General features: G+C 42.9%; 17 protein-coding genes. 9 read left to right on the forward strand and 8 right to left on the reverse strand.

Features of this window, described 5'->3' with window-relative positions; genetic code table 11:
* Nucleotides 1-22 precede the first annotated feature (22 nt).
* Complete coding sequence (locus DRZ93_RS08580) at nucleotides 23-250, reverse strand: cation transporter (protein ID WP_113743971.1); 228 nt, start codon at nucleotides 248-250, stop codon at nucleotides 23-25.
* 204 nt (nucleotides 251-454) lie between these two features.
* On the opposite strand from DRZ93_RS08580, the gene DRZ93_RS08585 reads away from it, so the two are divergent.
* From DRZ93_RS08585 to DRZ93_RS08600, 4 genes are all read left to right on the forward strand, one after another.
* The gene (locus DRZ93_RS08585) at nucleotides 455-1,381 is read left to right on the forward strand and encodes a 2-hydroxyacid dehydrogenase (protein ID WP_425450909.1); all 927 of its coding nucleotides are present in this window, start codon (nucleotides 455-457) and stop codon (nucleotides 1,379-1,381) included.
* Nucleotides 1,381-1,974 (forward strand): DnaT-like ssDNA-binding domain-containing protein, encoded by a 594-nt coding sequence (locus DRZ93_RS08590; RefSeq protein ID WP_113746357.1) that lies wholly within the window; start codon nucleotides 1,381-1,383, stop codon nucleotides 1,972-1,974. Before DRZ93_RS08585 ends, DRZ93_RS08590 begins: the two co-directional genes overlap by 1 nt.
* 86 nt (nucleotides 1,975-2,060) lie before the next feature.
* On the forward strand, nucleotides 2,061-2,894 hold the full coding sequence (gene folP, locus DRZ93_RS08595) for a dihydropteroate synthase (RefSeq protein ID WP_172458146.1): 834 nt from the start codon (nucleotides 2,061-2,063) through the stop codon (nucleotides 2,892-2,894).
* Nucleotides 2,891-3,637, forward strand: coding sequence for a ZIP family metal transporter (locus DRZ93_RS08600; protein ID WP_113746358.1), 747 nt, complete (start codon nucleotides 2,891-2,893; stop codon nucleotides 3,635-3,637). The genes folP and DRZ93_RS08600 overlap by 4 nt, the downstream gene beginning before the upstream one ends.
* A 5-nt stretch (nucleotides 3,638-3,642) precedes the next feature.
* On the opposite strand, the gene DRZ93_RS08605 is transcribed toward DRZ93_RS08600, so the two are convergent.
* The 5 genes from DRZ93_RS08605 to DRZ93_RS08625 form a co-directional block, all read right to left on the reverse strand.
* Nucleotides 3,643-5,934 carry an ATP-dependent helicase gene (locus tag DRZ93_RS08605; RefSeq protein WP_113746359.1) on the reverse strand — a complete coding sequence of 764 codons (2,292 nt, stop codon included), beginning with the start codon at nucleotides 5,932-5,934 and terminating at the stop codon, nucleotides 3,643-3,645.
* Complete coding sequence (gene ttcA / locus DRZ93_RS08610; protein ID WP_113743966.1) at nucleotides 5,934-6,809, reverse strand: tRNA 2-thiocytidine(32) synthetase TtcA; 876 nt, start codon at nucleotides 6,807-6,809, stop codon at nucleotides 5,934-5,936. Before ttcA ends, DRZ93_RS08605 begins: the two co-directional genes overlap by 1 nt.
* Nucleotides 6,810-6,853: 44 nt before the next feature.
* The gene (locus DRZ93_RS08615) at nucleotides 6,854-7,828 is read right to left on the reverse strand and encodes a universal stress protein (protein WP_113743965.1); all 975 of its coding nucleotides are present in this window, start codon (nucleotides 7,826-7,828) and stop codon (nucleotides 6,854-6,856) included.
* 78 nt (nucleotides 7,829-7,906) lie between these two features.
* The gene (locus tag DRZ93_RS08620; RefSeq protein WP_172458148.1) at nucleotides 7,907-8,446 is read right to left on the reverse strand and encodes a lytic transglycosylase domain-containing protein; all 540 of its coding nucleotides are present in this window, start codon (nucleotides 8,444-8,446) and stop codon (nucleotides 7,907-7,909) included.
* 35 nt (nucleotides 8,447-8,481) lie between these two features.
* Complete coding sequence (locus DRZ93_RS08625; RefSeq protein WP_113746361.1) at nucleotides 8,482-9,180, reverse strand: DotH/IcmK family type IV secretion protein; 699 nt, start codon at nucleotides 9,178-9,180, stop codon at nucleotides 8,482-8,484.
* A 123-nt stretch (nucleotides 9,181-9,303) separates the two neighbouring features.
* Between DRZ93_RS08625 and DRZ93_RS08630 the strand changes: the two genes are divergently transcribed.
* Nucleotides 9,304-10,224 carry a manganese-dependent inorganic pyrophosphatase gene (locus DRZ93_RS08630; protein ID WP_113743962.1) on the forward strand — a complete coding sequence of 307 codons (921 nt, stop codon included), beginning with the start codon at nucleotides 9,304-9,306 and terminating at the stop codon, nucleotides 10,222-10,224.
* A 71-nt stretch (nucleotides 10,225-10,295) separates the two neighbouring features.
* A complete protein-coding gene (rimO, locus tag DRZ93_RS08635) occupies nucleotides 10,296-11,621 on the forward strand; it encodes a 30S ribosomal protein S12 methylthiotransferase RimO (protein WP_113746362.1) in 1,326 nt (441 codons plus the stop codon).
* 175 nt (nucleotides 11,622-11,796) lie between these two features.
* Here the strand turns inward: rimO and pepT are convergent, their stop codons facing one another.
* Nucleotides 11,797-13,023 (reverse strand): peptidase T, encoded by a 1,227-nt coding sequence (gene pepT / locus DRZ93_RS08640; RefSeq protein WP_113746363.1) that lies wholly within the window; start codon nucleotides 13,021-13,023, stop codon nucleotides 11,797-11,799.
* 133 nt (nucleotides 13,024-13,156) lie between these two features.
* Nucleotides 13,157-14,356, reverse strand: a complete 1,200-nt coding sequence (locus tag DRZ93_RS08645; RefSeq protein WP_113746364.1) for an MFS transporter — start codon at nucleotides 14,354-14,356, stop codon at nucleotides 13,157-13,159.
* A gap of 286 nt (nucleotides 14,357-14,642) precedes the next feature.
* On the opposite strand from DRZ93_RS08645, the gene DRZ93_RS08650 reads away from it, so the two are divergent.
* The 3 genes from DRZ93_RS08650 to DRZ93_RS08660 are packed head-to-tail and all read left to right on the forward strand — an operon-like array spanning nucleotide 14,643 to nucleotide 18,064.
* Nucleotides 14,643-15,563, forward strand: coding sequence for a nucleoside hydrolase (locus DRZ93_RS08650; protein WP_113745076.1), 921 nt, complete (start codon nucleotides 14,643-14,645; stop codon nucleotides 15,561-15,563).
* 1 nt (nucleotide 15,564) lies between these two features.
* Nucleotides 15,565-16,821 carry an MFS transporter gene (locus DRZ93_RS08655; protein ID WP_113746365.1) on the forward strand — a complete coding sequence of 419 codons (1,257 nt, stop codon included), beginning with the start codon at nucleotides 15,565-15,567 and terminating at the stop codon, nucleotides 16,819-16,821.
* Nucleotides 16,808-18,064 (forward strand): helix-turn-helix domain-containing protein, encoded by a 1,257-nt coding sequence (locus DRZ93_RS08660; protein ID WP_113746366.1) that lies wholly within the window; start codon nucleotides 16,808-16,810, stop codon nucleotides 18,062-18,064. Before DRZ93_RS08655 ends, DRZ93_RS08660 begins: the two co-directional genes overlap by 14 nt.
* The last annotated feature ends 66 nt before the right edge of the window (nucleotides 18,065-18,130 follow it).

Here is an 18,130-nt window from a genome sequence, read left to right on the forward strand (position 1 = left end):
AATATCCCCAAGGTCTTTTTTATCAGTCACGCAGATCGATAGAAATTCCGTCTTCAAAATCATCAGCACACTGCTGCATCAGATCCAAAAGCTCCTCCTCGTCACACTCATCATGAGTATCAACCACTAAAGAGCCAATAGCAAAATTGATGGTGGCCTCTTTGACAGGCTCAAGAGAGCACATCTTTTTTTGCAGATCCATAGCACAGTGCGGGCAGTCTATACCTTTAATATCAAATCTTACTTTCATAGCATATCCTTAATAAAAAACTCTGTCGTAAAACCCAAATAGTTGAATAAACGTTCAACTATATTCATATTATATAATAGTTGAGCGTTTATTCAACTATTATGTATAAAAATTTTTACTTTTATTTAACTGATTGTGTTGTATGATAAAAACATCAAGAATTTGCTGGAGTTTTGTATGAGTGAAAAAGTAAGATTTCTCAATATGGCCAATCAGTCGCTGCCACAGTGGCTACTGCAGGAGGTAGGCAGGCGCGGCGAGGTTAAAAATAAAAGAGATCTTGATAAAGATGAGCTTTATGAGTATATGCAGCATGTAGATATAGTGCTGGCCTCTGGCGGCTCTACTATAACAGCTGATGATATAAAGGCCATGCCTAAACTGCGCCTTATTACAGATTGTGCCGTAGGTTATGACAAGATTGATGTTGCAGCCTGTAAAGAGCATGGCGTGCATGTCACTCATACTCCCGGCGTTTTAAATAATGATGTAGCCGATCTGGCTGTAGGTCTTTTAATCAATGTGACCCGTTCTCTTGTCGCTGCCCACAAATACATAGAAAATGGCAACTGGGGTAAGACCCTCTTCCCTCTTAGCACCTCAATGAGTGATTTGAAGGTGGGCCTTGCCGGCATTGGCAGCATAGGACAGGAAATTGCAAAGCGACTTGAGCCTTTTAAGACCCACATTGGCTATTTTGCCCGCCACAGACATGATGATCTGCCTTATACCTATTTTGAAAAGATTGTGGATCTTGCTCAATGGTGCGATGCTCTTATTATTATCATGCCGGCTAGCAAGGATAATTATCATATAGTTGATGACAAAGTTTTAGATGCTCTTAAAGACGGCTTTTTAATCAATGTAGGCCGTGGCTCTTTAGTAGATACTCAGGCTTTAATTGATGCTCTTGAGAGCGGTCATATCAAAGGTGTGGCCCTTGATGTCTTTGAAAATGAACCACATGTGCCTTCATCATTCCTGCATATGGATAATGTTGTCATAACACCGCATATTGGCTCTGCCACACAAAGAACCAGACGTATTATGGGACAGATGGTGCTTGACAATATAGACGCATTCTTGTCAGGCCGTGAGCTTGTCAATGAGGTTAAAGAGACCAGATCCTGATGACATCAGCTGAGTTTGAGGCTCTTGCTAGCAGGAGCCTGTCCCATCAGTCACGTAGCCTGTATATTTTCTATCTTAGAAACAAAGCTGTTATGGGTGATGTCTTAATTGATTACGGGGCTATGTCAGATGCCCTTGTATCAACCTCACAATACTGTCCTTTTGCAGCTGACAGTACTTTAATTGACTCTCTGCTGCACGAGCTTGAGTATCATGGCCTTATTGCCTTTAAAGAACGTCTTATACAGGGCATGATGCACAGGGTCATTATTCTGCCCTATCTTGAGATGGAGCAAAGATCTCTGCCGCAAAAGCCTTTTATTATGCACAGCTCCTGGCGCCCCGGACCTTCATTTGTACATGCAGCTAAGGTGTCAGGTCTTATGGATCCATCCTTTTCTGAAAAAGATTTGCAAAGTTTTATAGCCTACTGGTCGCAAAAGTCTGAAAGCCGCAATCAGGCAGCCTGGGAGCGGGCCTTTGTACTGCGTCTAAAGCGCATGCGCCAGGATGGAGTCTCTGTCAGACACAAGGCCGTATCTGCCTCATCGCCTATAAGAGGCTATGATGTGTTTGGCAATCCTTTCTTTTAACGACTTTTTGTGTTAGCATAGGCTAATTATTTTTATACTTTTTGTGATCTCTGTTATATAATGCCTCATAAAGCGAGGATCAAAATATGCTTTTGCAGTTTAAAGATAAAAAATTAAATTTAGACAGCCCACGTATCATGGGCATTTTAAATGTAACTCCAGATTCATTTTCAGACGGCGGTCTGTATCTTAATACAGACAATGCTCTGCGTCAGGCTCAGCTTATGATTGAGCAGGGAGCCGATATTATAGATATAGGCGCCGAGTCCACCCGTCCTGGCTCTGATGGTGTGAGCGATGAGATACAACTTGAAAGACTAAGCCATCTGACACGAGCCATATCCTCAAATTTTGATACTATAATCTCCATTGATACCTCATCACCGTTTGTTATGACAGAATGTGTAAGAGATGGTGCGCACATGTGGAATGATATCAGAGCTTTGCAGGAGGATGGGGCAGTTGAGACCTGTGCAAAACTTGGTATTCCTGTATGTCTTATGCATATGCAGGGCACACCGCGCTCCATGCAGGTCAACCCAACCTATGATGATGTAGTCAAAGAGGTATCAGACTTTTTGGTGCAAAGAGCCGATGTCTGCATAAACCATGGCATTAAAAAGGAAAATATAATTATTGATCCTGGCTTTGGCTTTGGTAAAAATGCTACAGATAATTACAGACTTCTGTCCAATTTAGATAAGCTGTGCTCATTAGGTTTTGTACTGCTCTCAGCTCTGTCGCGCAAGAGTATGCTGGGCTATGCCACAGGCATTGATAAACCTGCAGACAGAATCACTGCCTCTGTCAGCGGTGCTGTAATTTCTGTGTTAAAAGGAGCCTCCATTGTGCGCGTGCATGATGTAAAAGAGACTAAAGAGGCTCTTGATGTAGCAGCACAGGTGCTTTTAAATCCATGATTACCTACGTACTTGCTGCCACCTGTATAAGCTCTGTCAGTGCCGCTCTTTTAGCCACAATTATAGGCACTAAAAGACTTAAAAGATTTGCGCGTCCTCTAAGTCTTATTGCCACAGGTCTTTTAATAACCCTGTCCTTTACGCATGTTCTGCCTCATGCTATGGAAGGAGATGCTCCACTGCACAGCATAGGTCTTACAGCCTGGGCTACAGTTATGGTGCTTATTGCCCTTGAGATGTTTTTAAATACCTTTCATCATCACGGTCATGACAGCACCCTGCCTCATCAGGCTATGGCACAGGGCGGTTCAGGTCTGCTCTCGGGCACAGCTTTGCACACCTTCTGTGACGGCTTTATGATTGCAAGTGCCATCATGGTTGATCCTCATCTGGGCCTTGCTGTAACCATAGCTATTATGGCCCATGAAATACCTCAGCAGCTAGGTGACTACATAATTTTACTTGAGTGCGGTATGTCAACGCTTGCAGCCTATGTGGTCAATATCATAGCTCTTGTGTTTACCACAGCCGGCGGCCTTATGGCCTACTTTATCCTCGATAAGGTTGAAAATCTGCTGCCCTATGCCCTGGCCATATCTGCCTCAAGCTTTATCTATGTCTCGCTCTCTGATCTGCTGCCAAGACTTAACAAGTCAGACAGCAAAAAGACCATGTTAAAGCGCTATGTCTTTTTACTCACGGGTGCAGCCATAGCCATGCTCATAAGCCATCATCCGCACTAGTTTTTTTATGGCTCCTCAAGCTTTTTTAAAGGAGCCATAAATGACAGAGTGCGCGACCTGCCCAGCCTTTCAAAGAATATTACATACTCGCAGTCTTTATCATTGATATTCTCAATCACACCTGCGCCAAGTACATCTGAAAAGACTTTATCGCCAGGCTCAAAGGCACAGCCTTGTGACGAAGCAGGCTTTTGCATATTGTCATCAATGGATATATCAAGACCAATTTTTTGCAGCAGATCCTGCCCAATATCGCCAATAAAGCGTGATGCTCTGCGCCTTTCACTGTTGGCAAAAAAGCCGCCAGGCTGCACTAGAAACAGCTGCCGGCGCGCTCTGGTCATAGCCACATAAAAAAGTCTGCGCTCCTCTTGCACCTGCTCTGCAGACAAAGCCTTGCGCGATGGGAACAGACCTTCATTAACCCCTGCTATAAAGACGTAGTCAAACTCAAGGCCCTTGGCATTGTGCACAGTCATAAGCTCGGTGCTGCACTGCACGGTTTTATCAGAGCTTAGCATCAGTGAGCTTAAAAAATCAGCAATATTCACCCTCTCCTGAGCCCCTTTGGCAAAGGCTATTGCCATCTGACGCAAAAGAGACAGTGACTCAAGTCTGTCAACATCGCCGCTGTCTCTTAATTTTTTTTCATAGTCAAAGACACTAAGCAGAGTATCTAATGCCTGTATGGGACTTAAAGATAAAAGATCGCTGCATTTGTACGAGGCTAAAATAAAGGCGCCCACTGCTTTGGTTATAAGTCTGTTGTCATATGCTGCGCACTCAAGCTGCATCTGCGCCAGAGCGCGCAGGGTATTGAATAATGACATATTGTGCTTTTGTGACAGCTCTCTAAGTCTTTGCATACGGCTTTTGCCAAAGCCGCGGCGCGGTGAATTTATCACACGCACAAAGGCTGTATCATCATTGCCATTGAGCATAAGGCGCAGGTAGGCAATAATATCTCTTATCTCTTTTCTGTCTGTATATCTGACAGTGGAGCTGACCTTATAGGCAATTTTATTTTCAATAAAGGCCCGCTCAAGCTCCCTTATCTGCATATGAGCCCGGCACAGTACGCCAATGCTCACATCACCCTGCTCCTTTAAAATGCTCTTTATAACATGACTTATATACAAAGCCTCCTGCCTGTCATTTTTAACACAGGCAAGTATGGTCTTTTTATCCTTTATATCACCTTTGTCTGTAGCTTTTAACTCATCCTTTGCAATAGCATTTAATGACAGTGTGTCAAGCACCTGTCTGTCATCATCTGTATCATGATTTAAAGCCTTGATAAAACTCTCATGTGTTGTGACAAGCTCTTTTATATCAGTCTTTTTTCTGCAGGCTTTAAGCTTTTTTCTAAGATCGGATGCATTGTGGGCAATAAGTGCATAGGCTGCATCTAAAATCAGACTCTGCGTACGGTAATTGTTTAGAAGATATAAAGTCTGCAGTGAAGCAAAATCAGTCTGCATGGTCAGCATAATCTTTGGATCAGAGCCGCGAAAGGCATAGATACTCTGATCAGGATCGCCCACTACAAAAAGATTGTTATGATAATGGCACAGTATCTTTAAAAGCTCATACTGCGAGCCGTCAACATCCTGAAACTCATCGACCATGATGTACTCAAGAGCACGCGAGATATCAGATGCCAAAGCTGCATCGCTTTTTAAAATAAAGACAGTAAAGTTTATAAGATCATCAAAATCAAGACTTATACTCTGCCTTTGAGCTGACAGGTAGTAATAATAGATTTTTAATTTCAGATCATCAAGGCCATCTGCCATCTGTCTTATCTCAAGGGCGCTTTTATCCTTAAGATAGGATATATAATCAAGCCCGCTCTTTTGCAGAGCTATAAAATCAAGCATCTGCCTTTGAGTAATATCACGTCCATTGACAGACAGATAGGAGTAGATATTGTCTAAAATCTCCTTACTGTCATTTCTGTCAATAATGGCAAAATTGCTCTCAAAGTTGACACGGCTGCCATAGAGTTTTAAAAAGTGGGCACAGTAGCCATGAAAGGTCATTATATTGCAGGCTATGTTATTGCCGCACAAAGAGGCTATACGCTCTTTCATCTCACCTGCAGCTCTGTTGGTAAAGGTCAGAGCCAGTATGGCGCGCGGGGCAATGCCCAAAGATGAAAGCAGATAGGCAAAACGATAGGTCAGAGCACGGGTCTTGCCGGTGCCGGCACCGGCCATGACCCTGATGACGCCTTCAGTCTGTTTCAGGCACTCTATCTGCTCCTTGTTTAAATCCTTAAACAGGATATCACTCATTACTTGACCCGTGGTCCTTTACTTATATCTGTAAAATCAAACAGATTTCTGTCTAAAAGATGGGATGGCACCACATTCTGCAGAGATTTGAAAATAATCTCGGTGCGCTTTGGATTTTCCCTGTCCCACTGTCGCAGCATGGCAAGCATGGCAGCTCTCTGCTGATCCTCACCATAGCCGCAAAGCCCCTTAGGCAGCACAGGATATTCCTTGAGCTTGGATAAGGTGATCAAATCCTTTTCCTTGCAGTAGGCTAAAGGACGTATCACAGTTAATGTATCATCATCTGTGCGCAGTATAGGCGGCATGGTCTTCATAATGCCTGAGTAGAAAAGATTTAAAAAATAGGTGGCCAGAATATCATCACGATGGTGGCCTAATGCTATTTTATTGGCGCCAATCTCACGGGCCTTGGCATATAAAAAGCCGCGGCGCATGCGCGAGCAAATCGAGCACATGGTTTTATCCTTGGAGCTCATCTTGGCCTTTGAGATCTCAAAGACAGGTCTTTTGATAATAATATAGTCAAGACCTACCTTCTTTAAATGATTTTCAACCACACCCTGCGGGGTATTGGGAAAACCTGCCTCAAGGTGCACAGGCACCAGGGTAAATGGAAAAGGAGCTGAACGCTTTAAAGACAAGAGCAGATCCAAAAGAGCATAACTGTCCTTGCCACCTGAGACGCAGACCATAATCTTGTCATTTGGCTCAATCATGCCAAAATCACCTATGGCATTGCCTGTTTTGCGTCTTAGACGTTTAAACAGCTTATCGGCCTTGTATTTGGCCTGCTTATCTTCAATATTAAAATATGGACTTACATGACGGGCGTAATCATCTGCCTTTTGCGGCAGATCAGTATCATTGCGCACTTAAAACTGCTCCTATTCTCTATATATTAATGATGGTGTATTGATTATTGTGTATTAAGATCTGATATTTCCTGTTTATGCTCTACGGCCTTTGGTGTAATCACGGCCACATCACACTCAAGAGTATCTATAACCTTCTCGCATATATTGCCAAGTAAAGCCACAGCAAGACCGTCACGGGCGGCTGTGCCTATAAACAATGCCGTAGGTTTGAGCTCATCGCAAAGAGCTGGTATCACATCCTCAGGATGGCCCTCTCTTATATGACAGTACTCACCCATAATTCTGTGACGTTTGGCAAAGGTTAAAAGAGCTCTGCACCCCTCTTTTAAAGTCTCATCGCCAAGAGACTCAGGCACAAAGCCTGGCAGGGCAATGGAGGCAGGAGGCAGCACAGGCGGTATGGCATTTAACAGATGAATTTTGCACTTGGTAATCTGTGAGAGCTCCTGTGCCTCGCGCAAAAGACGCATATTTAATTTGCGGGTTTTAACATCACTTGGATCTGCCATCTGCAAAGCAACAGCAATGACACCTGTAGGATGCCAGATTCTGTCTCTGGCAATAAGCACAGGTATGCTTGAGTGGCGCAGCAGCTGCAGATCAAGCGGGGTAAAGAGCACAGAGTCTAAAAGACCATGCACATCAGCTGTCTTTATAATAATGTCAGCGCTTCTCTCCCTGGCATAGGAGATAATGTCACGGCCTGGGAATTTTGAGCATATGACATGACATTCAATATCAAAACCCATGGCATGAATGCTTAAATAATTCTCAAGCCATTTTTTATGCTTCTTGATAAGAGCACTTTTATTCTGCTCAATCTGATCAAGTGACATCTTGCTTGAGAGTCGGCCCTCAAAGGAAAAATCAAAGATAGGCATTAAAGCCACTATCTTTATATCGCTTTTTGCTCTGGTTCTGCAGCTTGCCTGATACAGAGCCAGGGCTCTTTCAAGAGCGGCCTGACGCATTTTGCGCTGCTCGATAATGGCAACAACTCTGTGTAAATTACGCATATTATCCCCGCTATTGATTTAAACCTTTCATATTCTAGCCCAAAGGTCATACAACGTGTAGACAAATTCACCTTAAGTCTATTTGTTCACGAGATTTTCCCTGCAGTACTCCTTGGTGCTTGTAACCAGTGTGCTCCAGGCATCCTGCACCCTTTTGACATAACGGCTGTGTATATTTTTGTTCACACTGTAGTGATAATGATAATTGCCAACTCCACGCCAGATGTCACCACCTGCCTTTTCAATCTCACGGCGCAGAAGATAACCCATAGCCCAGATATTGTGGCATGGCTTGTGTCTTATATCCTCGCGGCTTAGCTTAAAGCGCTTTAACTCGCCTATGCGCACATCATTGATCTGCGCAGGTCCGCAGTCTTTGGTACCGTTGCGGTTAAATGAGCATTGGCCGTTAACAGAGCCACGCTCCACATATAAAATAGAGTAGATAAGCTCCTCTGGCAGATCAAACTGATAGGCAGTCCAGCTTATACATTTAATATAAGGAGAGTATCTTTTCATAGGAGCCTTTAAATAGGCAACATCACGCCAGTGACTGCCGTTTACATCACACTGCATGCGCGCAGAGTGCGCCACCCCTGTCACAAGCAGCAACGCCACAGCCAGGCTGCATGAAAGACTTTTTATACAGCCCATCACTTAAGCTCGCTCAATGCCTGCACCAGATTATCCCTTACACTTTTAAAATCCACACTTGAATAATCAACCTTGGGGGCAAAAGGATTGGTCTTTGAAAATTCAACTTTATCTACAGTATAAGGTCTGACTCTGTCGCTTACATAATTTACCTTGATGGAATTTAAAACCACCTTTAAAGTCTTGTCATTTTTCAAAAGCGACAGTGAATTTAAATTAAAAATAAGAGGCTGCATGAGACCTGAAAGATGCACTGTCATCTTGGTATTGGCAGCACCCTGCAGACGGTTGACAAGAAGCTCTGAGGGAGCTGCTGTCACCTTGGCTATATAGCCCTGATTTTCAAGCTCGATACGGGCAATATCCCATGGATTGCCATACATATCATAAAAGCGCATCAGAGCTGAACCATACTGCGGCACGGTTATGCTCTGCCCTGCAAGATACGGCGAGCTTATACGTAAAAGACCCACAAGCTCATCACTTTTGGTAAGCAGAGGATCTTCAACTTTAAGATCAACAGCATTGTCAGCGCCAAATTCGATGATATGGCGCTCCTCAAGCTGCTCTTTGGTTCTAAAATCAGTAAGAGTATCACCAAGCTCTGGCGGGGCCTGGGGACTTACTATATCGGCAAGAGCAGGAGCTATAAGCATAGCCTGCATCAGATTAATAAATATAAGGCTTTTTATCTTCATTGTGTAATTATATCCCAAGCTAAAAAAGCATTAATATTTTTTACCAAAAAAAGTCATTTTTTATCGTAAAATGTTAAAATCTGACACAATTAACATTTTTTTATTATTTTAAGAGGCATATACATGACCGCTCTGGTTTTAGGACACAAGAATCCGGATACAGACTCAATTATTTCAGCACTAAGCGCCACCAATTTATATAAAGGCCGCGGTTTTGATGTACAGAGCGCAGCTCAGGGCAAGCCTGCTCCTGAAACTGCCTTTGTGCTTAAAAGATTTAATCTTGAGGCACCACAGGAGGTGCATGAGGTTGCAGGCCGTGATGTATTTTTAGTTGACTACTCCGATCTGGCCCAGGCCCCTGATGATTTTGCCAAGTGCACCTTAAAGGGCATTATTGATCATCACAAATTAGGTGATGTTACATCAGATGCTCCTGTTGAGTGCTGGATTCAGCCTGTAGGCTGCTCCAACACCCTGATTAAAATGATGCACGATTACTACAATGTTGCAATTGACAAGAACCTGGCAGGTGCCATGCTCTGTGCCATTTTATCTGACACTGTACTCTTTAAGAGCCCAACCTGCACCGAGCATGATAAAAAGGCAGCAGCAGAGCTTGCACAGATTGCCGGTATTGATGACATGATTGCCCTGGGTATGGAAATGTTCAAGGCCAAGAGCAATTTAGACGGCGCCACCCCACGTGAGCTTATTTTCAGAGACTTTAAAGACTTTGACATGTCAGGTAACAAGGTAGGCATAGGACAGCTTGAGCTGACCTCACTGTCACTTGTCACCCCTGAGCTTAAGGCTGCCCTTAAAGAGGAGCTTGGCAAGGTTAAAGCTGAAGGTCGTCACAGTGCCGTGCTCATTATCACTGATGTGATGGAAGAAGGTTCAGAGCTTCTTTTATGCTCAGACAATAGCGAGATTATCACCAAGGCCCTTAATGCCACCTTATCCGATAACATGTGGCTGCCTGGCGTTATGAGCCGCAAAAAGCAGGTTGTACCACCTCTTGAGGCCGCATTTAAAGCTTAATCTTAATTAATTTGCACCTGCGGATCATCACGATCCGCATTTTTTTCTGTTAAAACCCCACTTTTATAAGTATGCAAAAAATTCCAAGTATAGGCATTGTCTCTTTGGGCTGTGCCAAAAACCTTGTAGACACACAGCGCCTGACCTCACTGCTTGTAGCACGCGGCTATCAGATAAAGGATGAGTATGACAGCTGTGATCTTATTATTGTCAACACCTGCGGCTTTGTTGCCCCTGCCATCAAGGAATCACTTGAGGCTATAGGTGTGGCCCTTGAGCACTCTCAGAAGGTTATAGTCATGGGCTGTCTTGGCAGCAATGACAAGCTTATTTTACAAAATTATCCCAATGTACTTGCAGTCTATGGACCTGGCATGCGAGCCTCCGTCATGCGCGGTGTGATAAAGGCCATAGGTGAGCCGCCGCAGGATGCTGTGCAGAGAGTAAATCCTTCAGGTATACTTTTAACCCCGCCGCACTATGCCTATGTCAAGGTGGCAGAGGGCTGCCGCCACCGCTGCTCATTCTGCATCATTCCTAAACTGCGCGGTCCTCTGCGCTCACGCAGTGTCGATCATATCTATGCTGAATGCTCCGATCTGGTTAAAAACGGTGTTAAAGAGCTTTTAGTTATTGCGCAGGACTCATCTGACTATGGTATAGATCTTAAAGAAAAAAGCTCAATTTACGATCTGTGCCTTAAACTCTCAGAGCTAAAACGCTGGATACGCGTGCACTATGTCTATCCGTCAGCAGCCGCTGACAGCCTCGTTGAGCTTATGGCCGACAGAAAAATAGTGCCTTACATTGATGTGCCGCTGCAGCATGCCCACCCTGATGTGCTAAAGGCCATGCGTCGTCCTGGCAATATTGAAAAGACCTTAAAGACCATTGAAAGATGGAGAGAGATCTGTCCTGATATTGCCATACGCTCTACCTTTATTGCAGGCTTTCCTGGTGAGACAGACGAGCAGTTTAACTTCCTGCTTGATTTTCTAAAGGAGGCTAAGCTTGACAGAGTTGGCTGCTTTGCCTATTCAGATGTAGAAGGAGCAGCTGCCAACAGCATAGAGCCATCTGTACCATTTGATGTAAGACAGGACAGAGTGGCAAGGCTTATGGAGCTGCAGGAGCAGATCTCCTATGCCAAGCTGCAACAGCGCATTGGCAAAAGCTATGAGATTATAGTAGACAGTGTGACCGATGAGCATGTGGCCATTGGCAGATCCATGTATGAATCACCAGATATTGACGGTCAGATCTTTATTGAAGATGCAAGAGGCATACGTGCAGGTGATATTGTAAAGGCTATTATCACTCAGGCCGATGCCCATGATATGAATGCCATGCTGCCATCTAAGTACAATCAGACAACAATACCTTTTGCCAGGGTTTAACCTTCCTGTTTAGAGCTGTGCCTGCTGCCTGATACAGACAAAGGCTCACTTATATGAGCCTTTTTAACTTACAGATACAGACAATGATACTAAAAAAATTATAAACAGCCTGTATAAGATGGTAAAAAGCAGGGTTTATACCCTGCTTTTTTATAAGTTTAGAAGCTGTGAGCTCCTAGCGGCCGCAGGCCTTTTCAATCAGTCTTAATGTCATCTTAAGTGATTTTACAAATGAAGGTATTGGCAGAAATTCACAGTATGAGTGGAAATTATGCGCACCTGTAAAATAATTTGGGGTGACAATACCGGCAGGTGATAAGGCCGAACCGTCGGTGCCGCCGCGCATGGCTATGGTTATAGGCTTGATGCCAAGATCATCTGCTGCCTCATAGAGCATAGCTACAGGCTTGTCATCTCTGCTGACATTATTGGCAATATTGGCATATATATCCTCCATCTCAAGTTCAATCTGAGCCTTTGGATGCATAAGCTTTAGAGTCTGTACACACTCTTTTATATAATCTTTACGTCTTTTATAATTGTCCTTGTCAAAATCACGTATATGCATATCAAGTGTGCAGTACAGAGGATCTGACTTGCAGCCTACAAACCACCAGTAGCCATCCTTTTTATCGGTAAACTCAGGTGTCTGCTCTCTGTCAAACATATTCATAAAATCATGAGCTACAAGCAGAGGATTGACTAAAACACCCTTGGCAGACATTGGGTGGGCGCTCACACCCTTGATTTTAAGGCTTGCGGCACCTGCATTGAAGGTCTCATAGACAATCTCGCCTAAGCGACAGCTGTCAATGGTATAGGCATAATCAACATTGAATCTCTCCCTGGTTAAAAGCTTGGAGCCTTTAAGACCGGTTTCCTCATCAGGAACAAAGGCCACATGCAGATCGCCATGGGGCAGATTGTTTTTAATAATATACTCAAAGGCTGTCATGATATTGGCCATGGCTGCCTTGTTGTCAGCACCAAGCACTGAGGTGCCGTCGGTGAAGATAATATCCATATCCTTATAATGATTAAGCTCAGGATGCTGTGCAACTGAAATCTTGATATCAAGATCCTTGTTTAAAAGCACATCCTCACCGGTAAATTTTAAAATCTGAGGTTTGACCTCAGGGCTTAAGGAGACATCCACAGTATCAAGATGGGAGACAAAACCTATGGTGTCACCTTCACAGTTGCCCTTGAGCACTGCTGTTAAAATGGCATGCTCATCAAGCACAATATTTTCAAAGCCAAGATCCTCAAGCTCTTTTTTTAAAATTAAAGCCATGTCCATCTGACCTTGAGTTGAAGGTACAGTTTTAACAGATGCATCTGACTGTGATGGGGTTTTTACATAGCGTATGAAATTATCAACTAATCTTTGCTCTAAATCCATGTTTGTATCCTTAACATTGCCTTTAACATATTTTATTTAAAGTATATCAATTATAACAAAAAGGCAGAGATCTGCTTACCTTTTAGGGTATGAACATATCTCTGCCTGTCAGTCAGATTAGAAGTCAGCCTCTTTAGACGCTCATCTCCTGCTCAATGATAAAGTGCTTTTTAAAGACTATACTTAAAGCCAGTATCACAAGGAAGATTACACCAAAGCATAAAAATGCAAACTCAGTGCTTTGATTGCCAGAGATGGTGCTAATAAGCACAAAGCCTGCAGGAGCTGCAAAGGCACCTACGTTACAGCCAATTAACATCCATGAGGTTACAAGAATGTTGGAGGTGCGCTTTGAGAGCGATCCTATCATATTAAAGATATAGGAGATAATAAGAGGATAGGCCAGGCCATTGATGCAGCAGGCAAGATAGAACACTGTCACATTGCTGGCCATAACCAGAATCAGGCATGACAGACCGGTTAAAAGCAACGCTGCAAGCAGTGAGAAGTATTTAATCTTTTTATAGATAATACCAAAGATACAGCCGCCTGCCATGGTACAGAAGGAAATTGCTGTCATAAGTGATGAGGCATGTGACTCATCAAGATTATTAAGCTGCAGCAATGGGTGGATCTTGATAAAAAAGCCTACGGATACAAGCACAGTAAAGAGAAGAATAAGACAGTGAGGCAGCGCATTCAAAGGAATAAAGGTTTTGCCGCCAGATGCGCCTGTGACAGCACTCTCTACCTTTGTCTCACTCTTTGCTGTAACTGTCTTGTCATCAGATGGCACAAAGAGCATAAAGATCAGGAAGATTGGCACAGCGCTTAGATAAACATATGGCACATAGGCATAGCCATAGCTTTCATAAACAAAGCCTGCAATGGCCACAAGTGCAGTCTGTCCAAAGCCCTCTACAGCATTTCTAAGACCCATCATGGTGGCACATTCATTGCCGGTAAAGAAATCATCAATCATGGAGATGGCCAGGGCATTGATAAGACCAAGACCTACACCAAAGATAAGACGTGAGACAAACATCATCTCATAACTAGTCACCATAGCTGACATAAAAGATGAGGCAGTCACAACCACAAGACCTAAAAGCACAGTATTTTTCTTGCCAATAAGTCTTGATACAAAATCAGAGATAAACATTACCACCATTACAGCTAAAGCCGAGATGGTAACTAAAAACTCAATGGCGGCATCTGAATAGCCTACAAAGAGTTTCTGATAGTCTGGAATACAGTAAGTTATGGCATAACCTGTAACGAGCAGGAAGGATGCCGATAACAGTGCAAATTTAAGCATATTTTTCTGCAACATAGTTCAACCCTCACTAAGTATATATAGCTTAATGATATAAACTTTAATATATAAAAATTATACATTTGACGGATTTTTATTGATGTTACGGAAATAGAGAGTGTATTTTTGATCCTCATCACTAAAAGCCGGTCTATATGCATATTTTTTATGTGAATAATTTGAGCCAGGCCTTAATTTTATAATTTTTAATTTATTATTATAATTCTATCCTCAAAATCATAATAATTTTTATGAATTTTGCTTATGCTAGCATATGTATATTTTATTTAAGCTCGAGGTTGTTATGCGTAAAATTATAATTGATACAGATATTGGTATTGATGATGCCTTTGCTATATATTTTGCCTCAAAACTCTTTGATGTTATAGGCATAACCACCGTCAACGGCAACGTAACTGCCAATATGGCCACTAAAAATGCCAAACTCTTTAATGCAAAGAACCATCTGTCCATACCTGTCTATAAGGGAGCACAAAGAGCTCTTGCCATAGACAATACCCCGCCTATTTTTGAGGTGCATGGTGCAGACGGCATGGGTCAGGTGTATGACAATCCATTTGATGATAACGCACCTGATGCCATAAGCTTTATTTTAGATACAGTCAAAAAACACAAAGGTGAGATAACTTTAGTGGCCATTGGCCCTCTTACCAATATAGCTATGGCACTTATGCTAGAGCCTGATCTTGCAGACTATGTCAAAGAGCTTGTAATCATGGGCGGTGCCTTTGGAACCAACGGCCACACCGGCAATATGAGTCAGTTTGCTGAATTTAATATCTACAAAGATCCACATGCTGCCGACATGGTGTTTCGCTCCAATCTTAATATCACTGTAATTCCTCTTGATGTAACCTATGAGGTTTTAGTCAACGGTGATGAGATTGAGTCTACACATAATCAGTTTTTAATTGATATCTCAAAGTTCTACCTTGATTTTTCTCAAAAGGAAGAGGGTTTTTACGGCATGGCCATACACGATGCCCTGACCCTGTCCTACCTTTATAATAAAGACTTCTTTACCATAAAAAGAAGCCCTGTGCGTGTAGCTACCTCTGGTATCAACTTTGGTCAGACCATGATGCCGCTCTCTTCCATGAAAGTAAGCGATCCAAACTTTGAGGGCCTGTGCGAGCATAATCTTGCCCTTTATGTAGATGTCAAAGCTGTAAAGGATCATTTCTTAAAGACTATAAGCATGTAAGATGTTAAAGGAAAAAATCTACAATCTGTCACTAAGAGCTTTGTCATTTTTCTCACACTGGAAAAGTGATAAAAGCTCTATAACAAAAGATCAGTATCTAAATGCAAAAATGGCTACCATTCTGGCCTTTTTTGCTGCCGGTCTGTCAACTGCACCATGGGCCTCCGTGGTGCCCTATGTCAAAATGCGTCTTGATTTAAATGAGATGCATTATGCCAGCATCATTTTATGTTTTGGCCTGGGCGCAGTTATAGGTATGCCTCTGACAGGCTATATAGTCTCAAAAACAGGTGTCAAAAAAGTCATACTACTCTCGCTTGCCACCCTTTATGGCAGTATGCTGCTTTTAACCCTTGAGTCTATAACACTGCCTCTTGCCTATGCCTCGGCCCTGATCTGGGGTATGTCACTTGGTGTGCTTGATGTTGCCAACAATATTCATGCAGCTCTTTTAGAAAAGCTCTCTGGCAAACATCTTATGTCACGCTTTCACGGATTTTTCACCTTAGGCTGCATTTTTGCCGCCGTGTTTTTCACCCTGCTTTTATATGCCTCGCTGCATACCTTCTCTGTAGCCCTGATGCTAAGCATCTTTGGTATAATTCTAACCCTGGCCCTTTATCCGCGCCTTATTGATACTAAAGGCGAGTACACTGATGAAAAAGACAGCTCAGCCTCATCATCCTCTAAATTTAAAGTAAGCTATATACTTGTTATCTTAGGTATCATCGCTCTTATTATGTATCTTACAGAGGGCATGGTCTATGACTGGTCTGGTGTCTATCTTATTGAAAAGGGCTCTGTGGCCATTGAGCTTGCCACCCTTGGCTATCTTGCCTTTGAAGGGGCCATTACCCTCATGCGCTTTTTTGGCGACTCCCTTGTACAAAAGACAGGCGAGCTGCGTCTTTTAACCATAGGATCTGTCACAGGTGCCGCAGCTTTGTTTACCATAGCCTCAACCCAAGATCCTTATCTTATGCTTATAAGCTTTTTCATTGCAGGTCTGTCACTTGCCAATATTGTGCCTGTAATGTTCTCGCTTGCAGCTAAAACTGACGCTGTACATCAGGGCAAAGCTATTGCCTTTGTAGGCACGCTTGGCTATTCAGGTCTGCTTTTAGGACCTGGAATTCTAGGTGCCATTGCCACACTGACATCACTTTCAACCATGTTTGTCTTTGTAGCCCTGCTCTGTCTTGTCATGGCCCTGCTCTCCTTTATAACCTTAAGAGGCTCACGCCATGCAGCTCCATGACAGAGTTTTTAAAAAAGAAGATATAAAAGAGCTTGTCATTCACTCGCTCTCTCTTTTAAAGGCCCCGGCCTGTATACTTGATGAAGATGAAAACTATACAGAGCTGCTTGGCATTGATAATAACTGCAATCCTCTAGTCTCATCGCCAGATCTTAAAAAGTGCATTAAAGATTTTGCCATGCGGCATAATAAGTTCTCTGTCTATTATGACAGCGAGCATATTTTCTTTTTAATCTTTGCCCTGTCAGGTAAGGATACACAGAGTGATAACAATGACACGGGCTGCAGACAATATCTTGTCTCAGGTCCGCTTACAGTCAATTATGTAAGCGCCACTGAGCTTAAGGATTATACACTGCGCCACAATGTGCTCTCAGATGCCATTGTGCAGCATACATTGCGCAGCACCAAGCTTATTGCCTCTATGATCTCCTTTTTGCTCTATGGGCATAATTTAAATGCAGAACCTTATATCAAGGTGCCTGGCAACAGCAGCAACAGCAGCAAGCTAAATGAAAGCCTGTCTGCTGTCATGCACTATCATATAGGCATCAATGAACCGCACAATTCACATGAGTATGAGATCAATATTAAAAAGGCCATAGCCAGAGGCGATGATGAGCATATTCTTGATATTATCCATGCCCCTTTTGCAGGTGTGCGCGGCAAGATTGCGCTCAATGAACTGCGCAATATTAAAAATCTGGCCATTGTGGATATAACTATAATCTCACGCGAGGTTATTGACTGCGGTCTTAGCTCTGAGCATATATACTCAGTTGGCGATGCCTTTATACTGCGAATTGAAAAGGCCCGATCGGCAGAAGAGGTCACAGCCATATACAATGAGGCGGCACTGACCTTTGCCCGTGAGGTTAAAAACTTTAAACACACCAACAGTCTGCCTTCAGATGAAAGAATCAAAAAGGCCATAGTCTATATTGACAAAAATCTTACCGAGCGCATACGCGTCAATGATATTGCAGCACATTTAAATATTTCAGCTGACTATCTGCAGGATCTGTTTAAAAAACATCTTGATATGTCAGTTGCCACCTATGTGCATTATCAGAAGATAAAAAAGGCCAAGCTTTTAATTAAAAACACTGATATGAAGATTGAGGATATTGCCATGTCACTTGGCTTTACCAATGCCTCAAACTTTGTGACCTTCTTTAAAAGGGCTTTGAACGTCAGTCCGCTTAAGTACAGAAATCTCTCTGACATAAGAGATCTGGATTAAAAATTTTTTATAACACACCGCCAAAAAAAATGCAGATCCTGTGACCTGCATTTTTTTATTGTCAAA

The organism is Anaerobiospirillum thomasii (genome assembly GCF_900445255.1).
GTDB lineage: Bacteria > Pseudomonadota > Gammaproteobacteria > Enterobacterales > Succinivibrionaceae > Anaerobiospirillum_A > Anaerobiospirillum_A thomasii.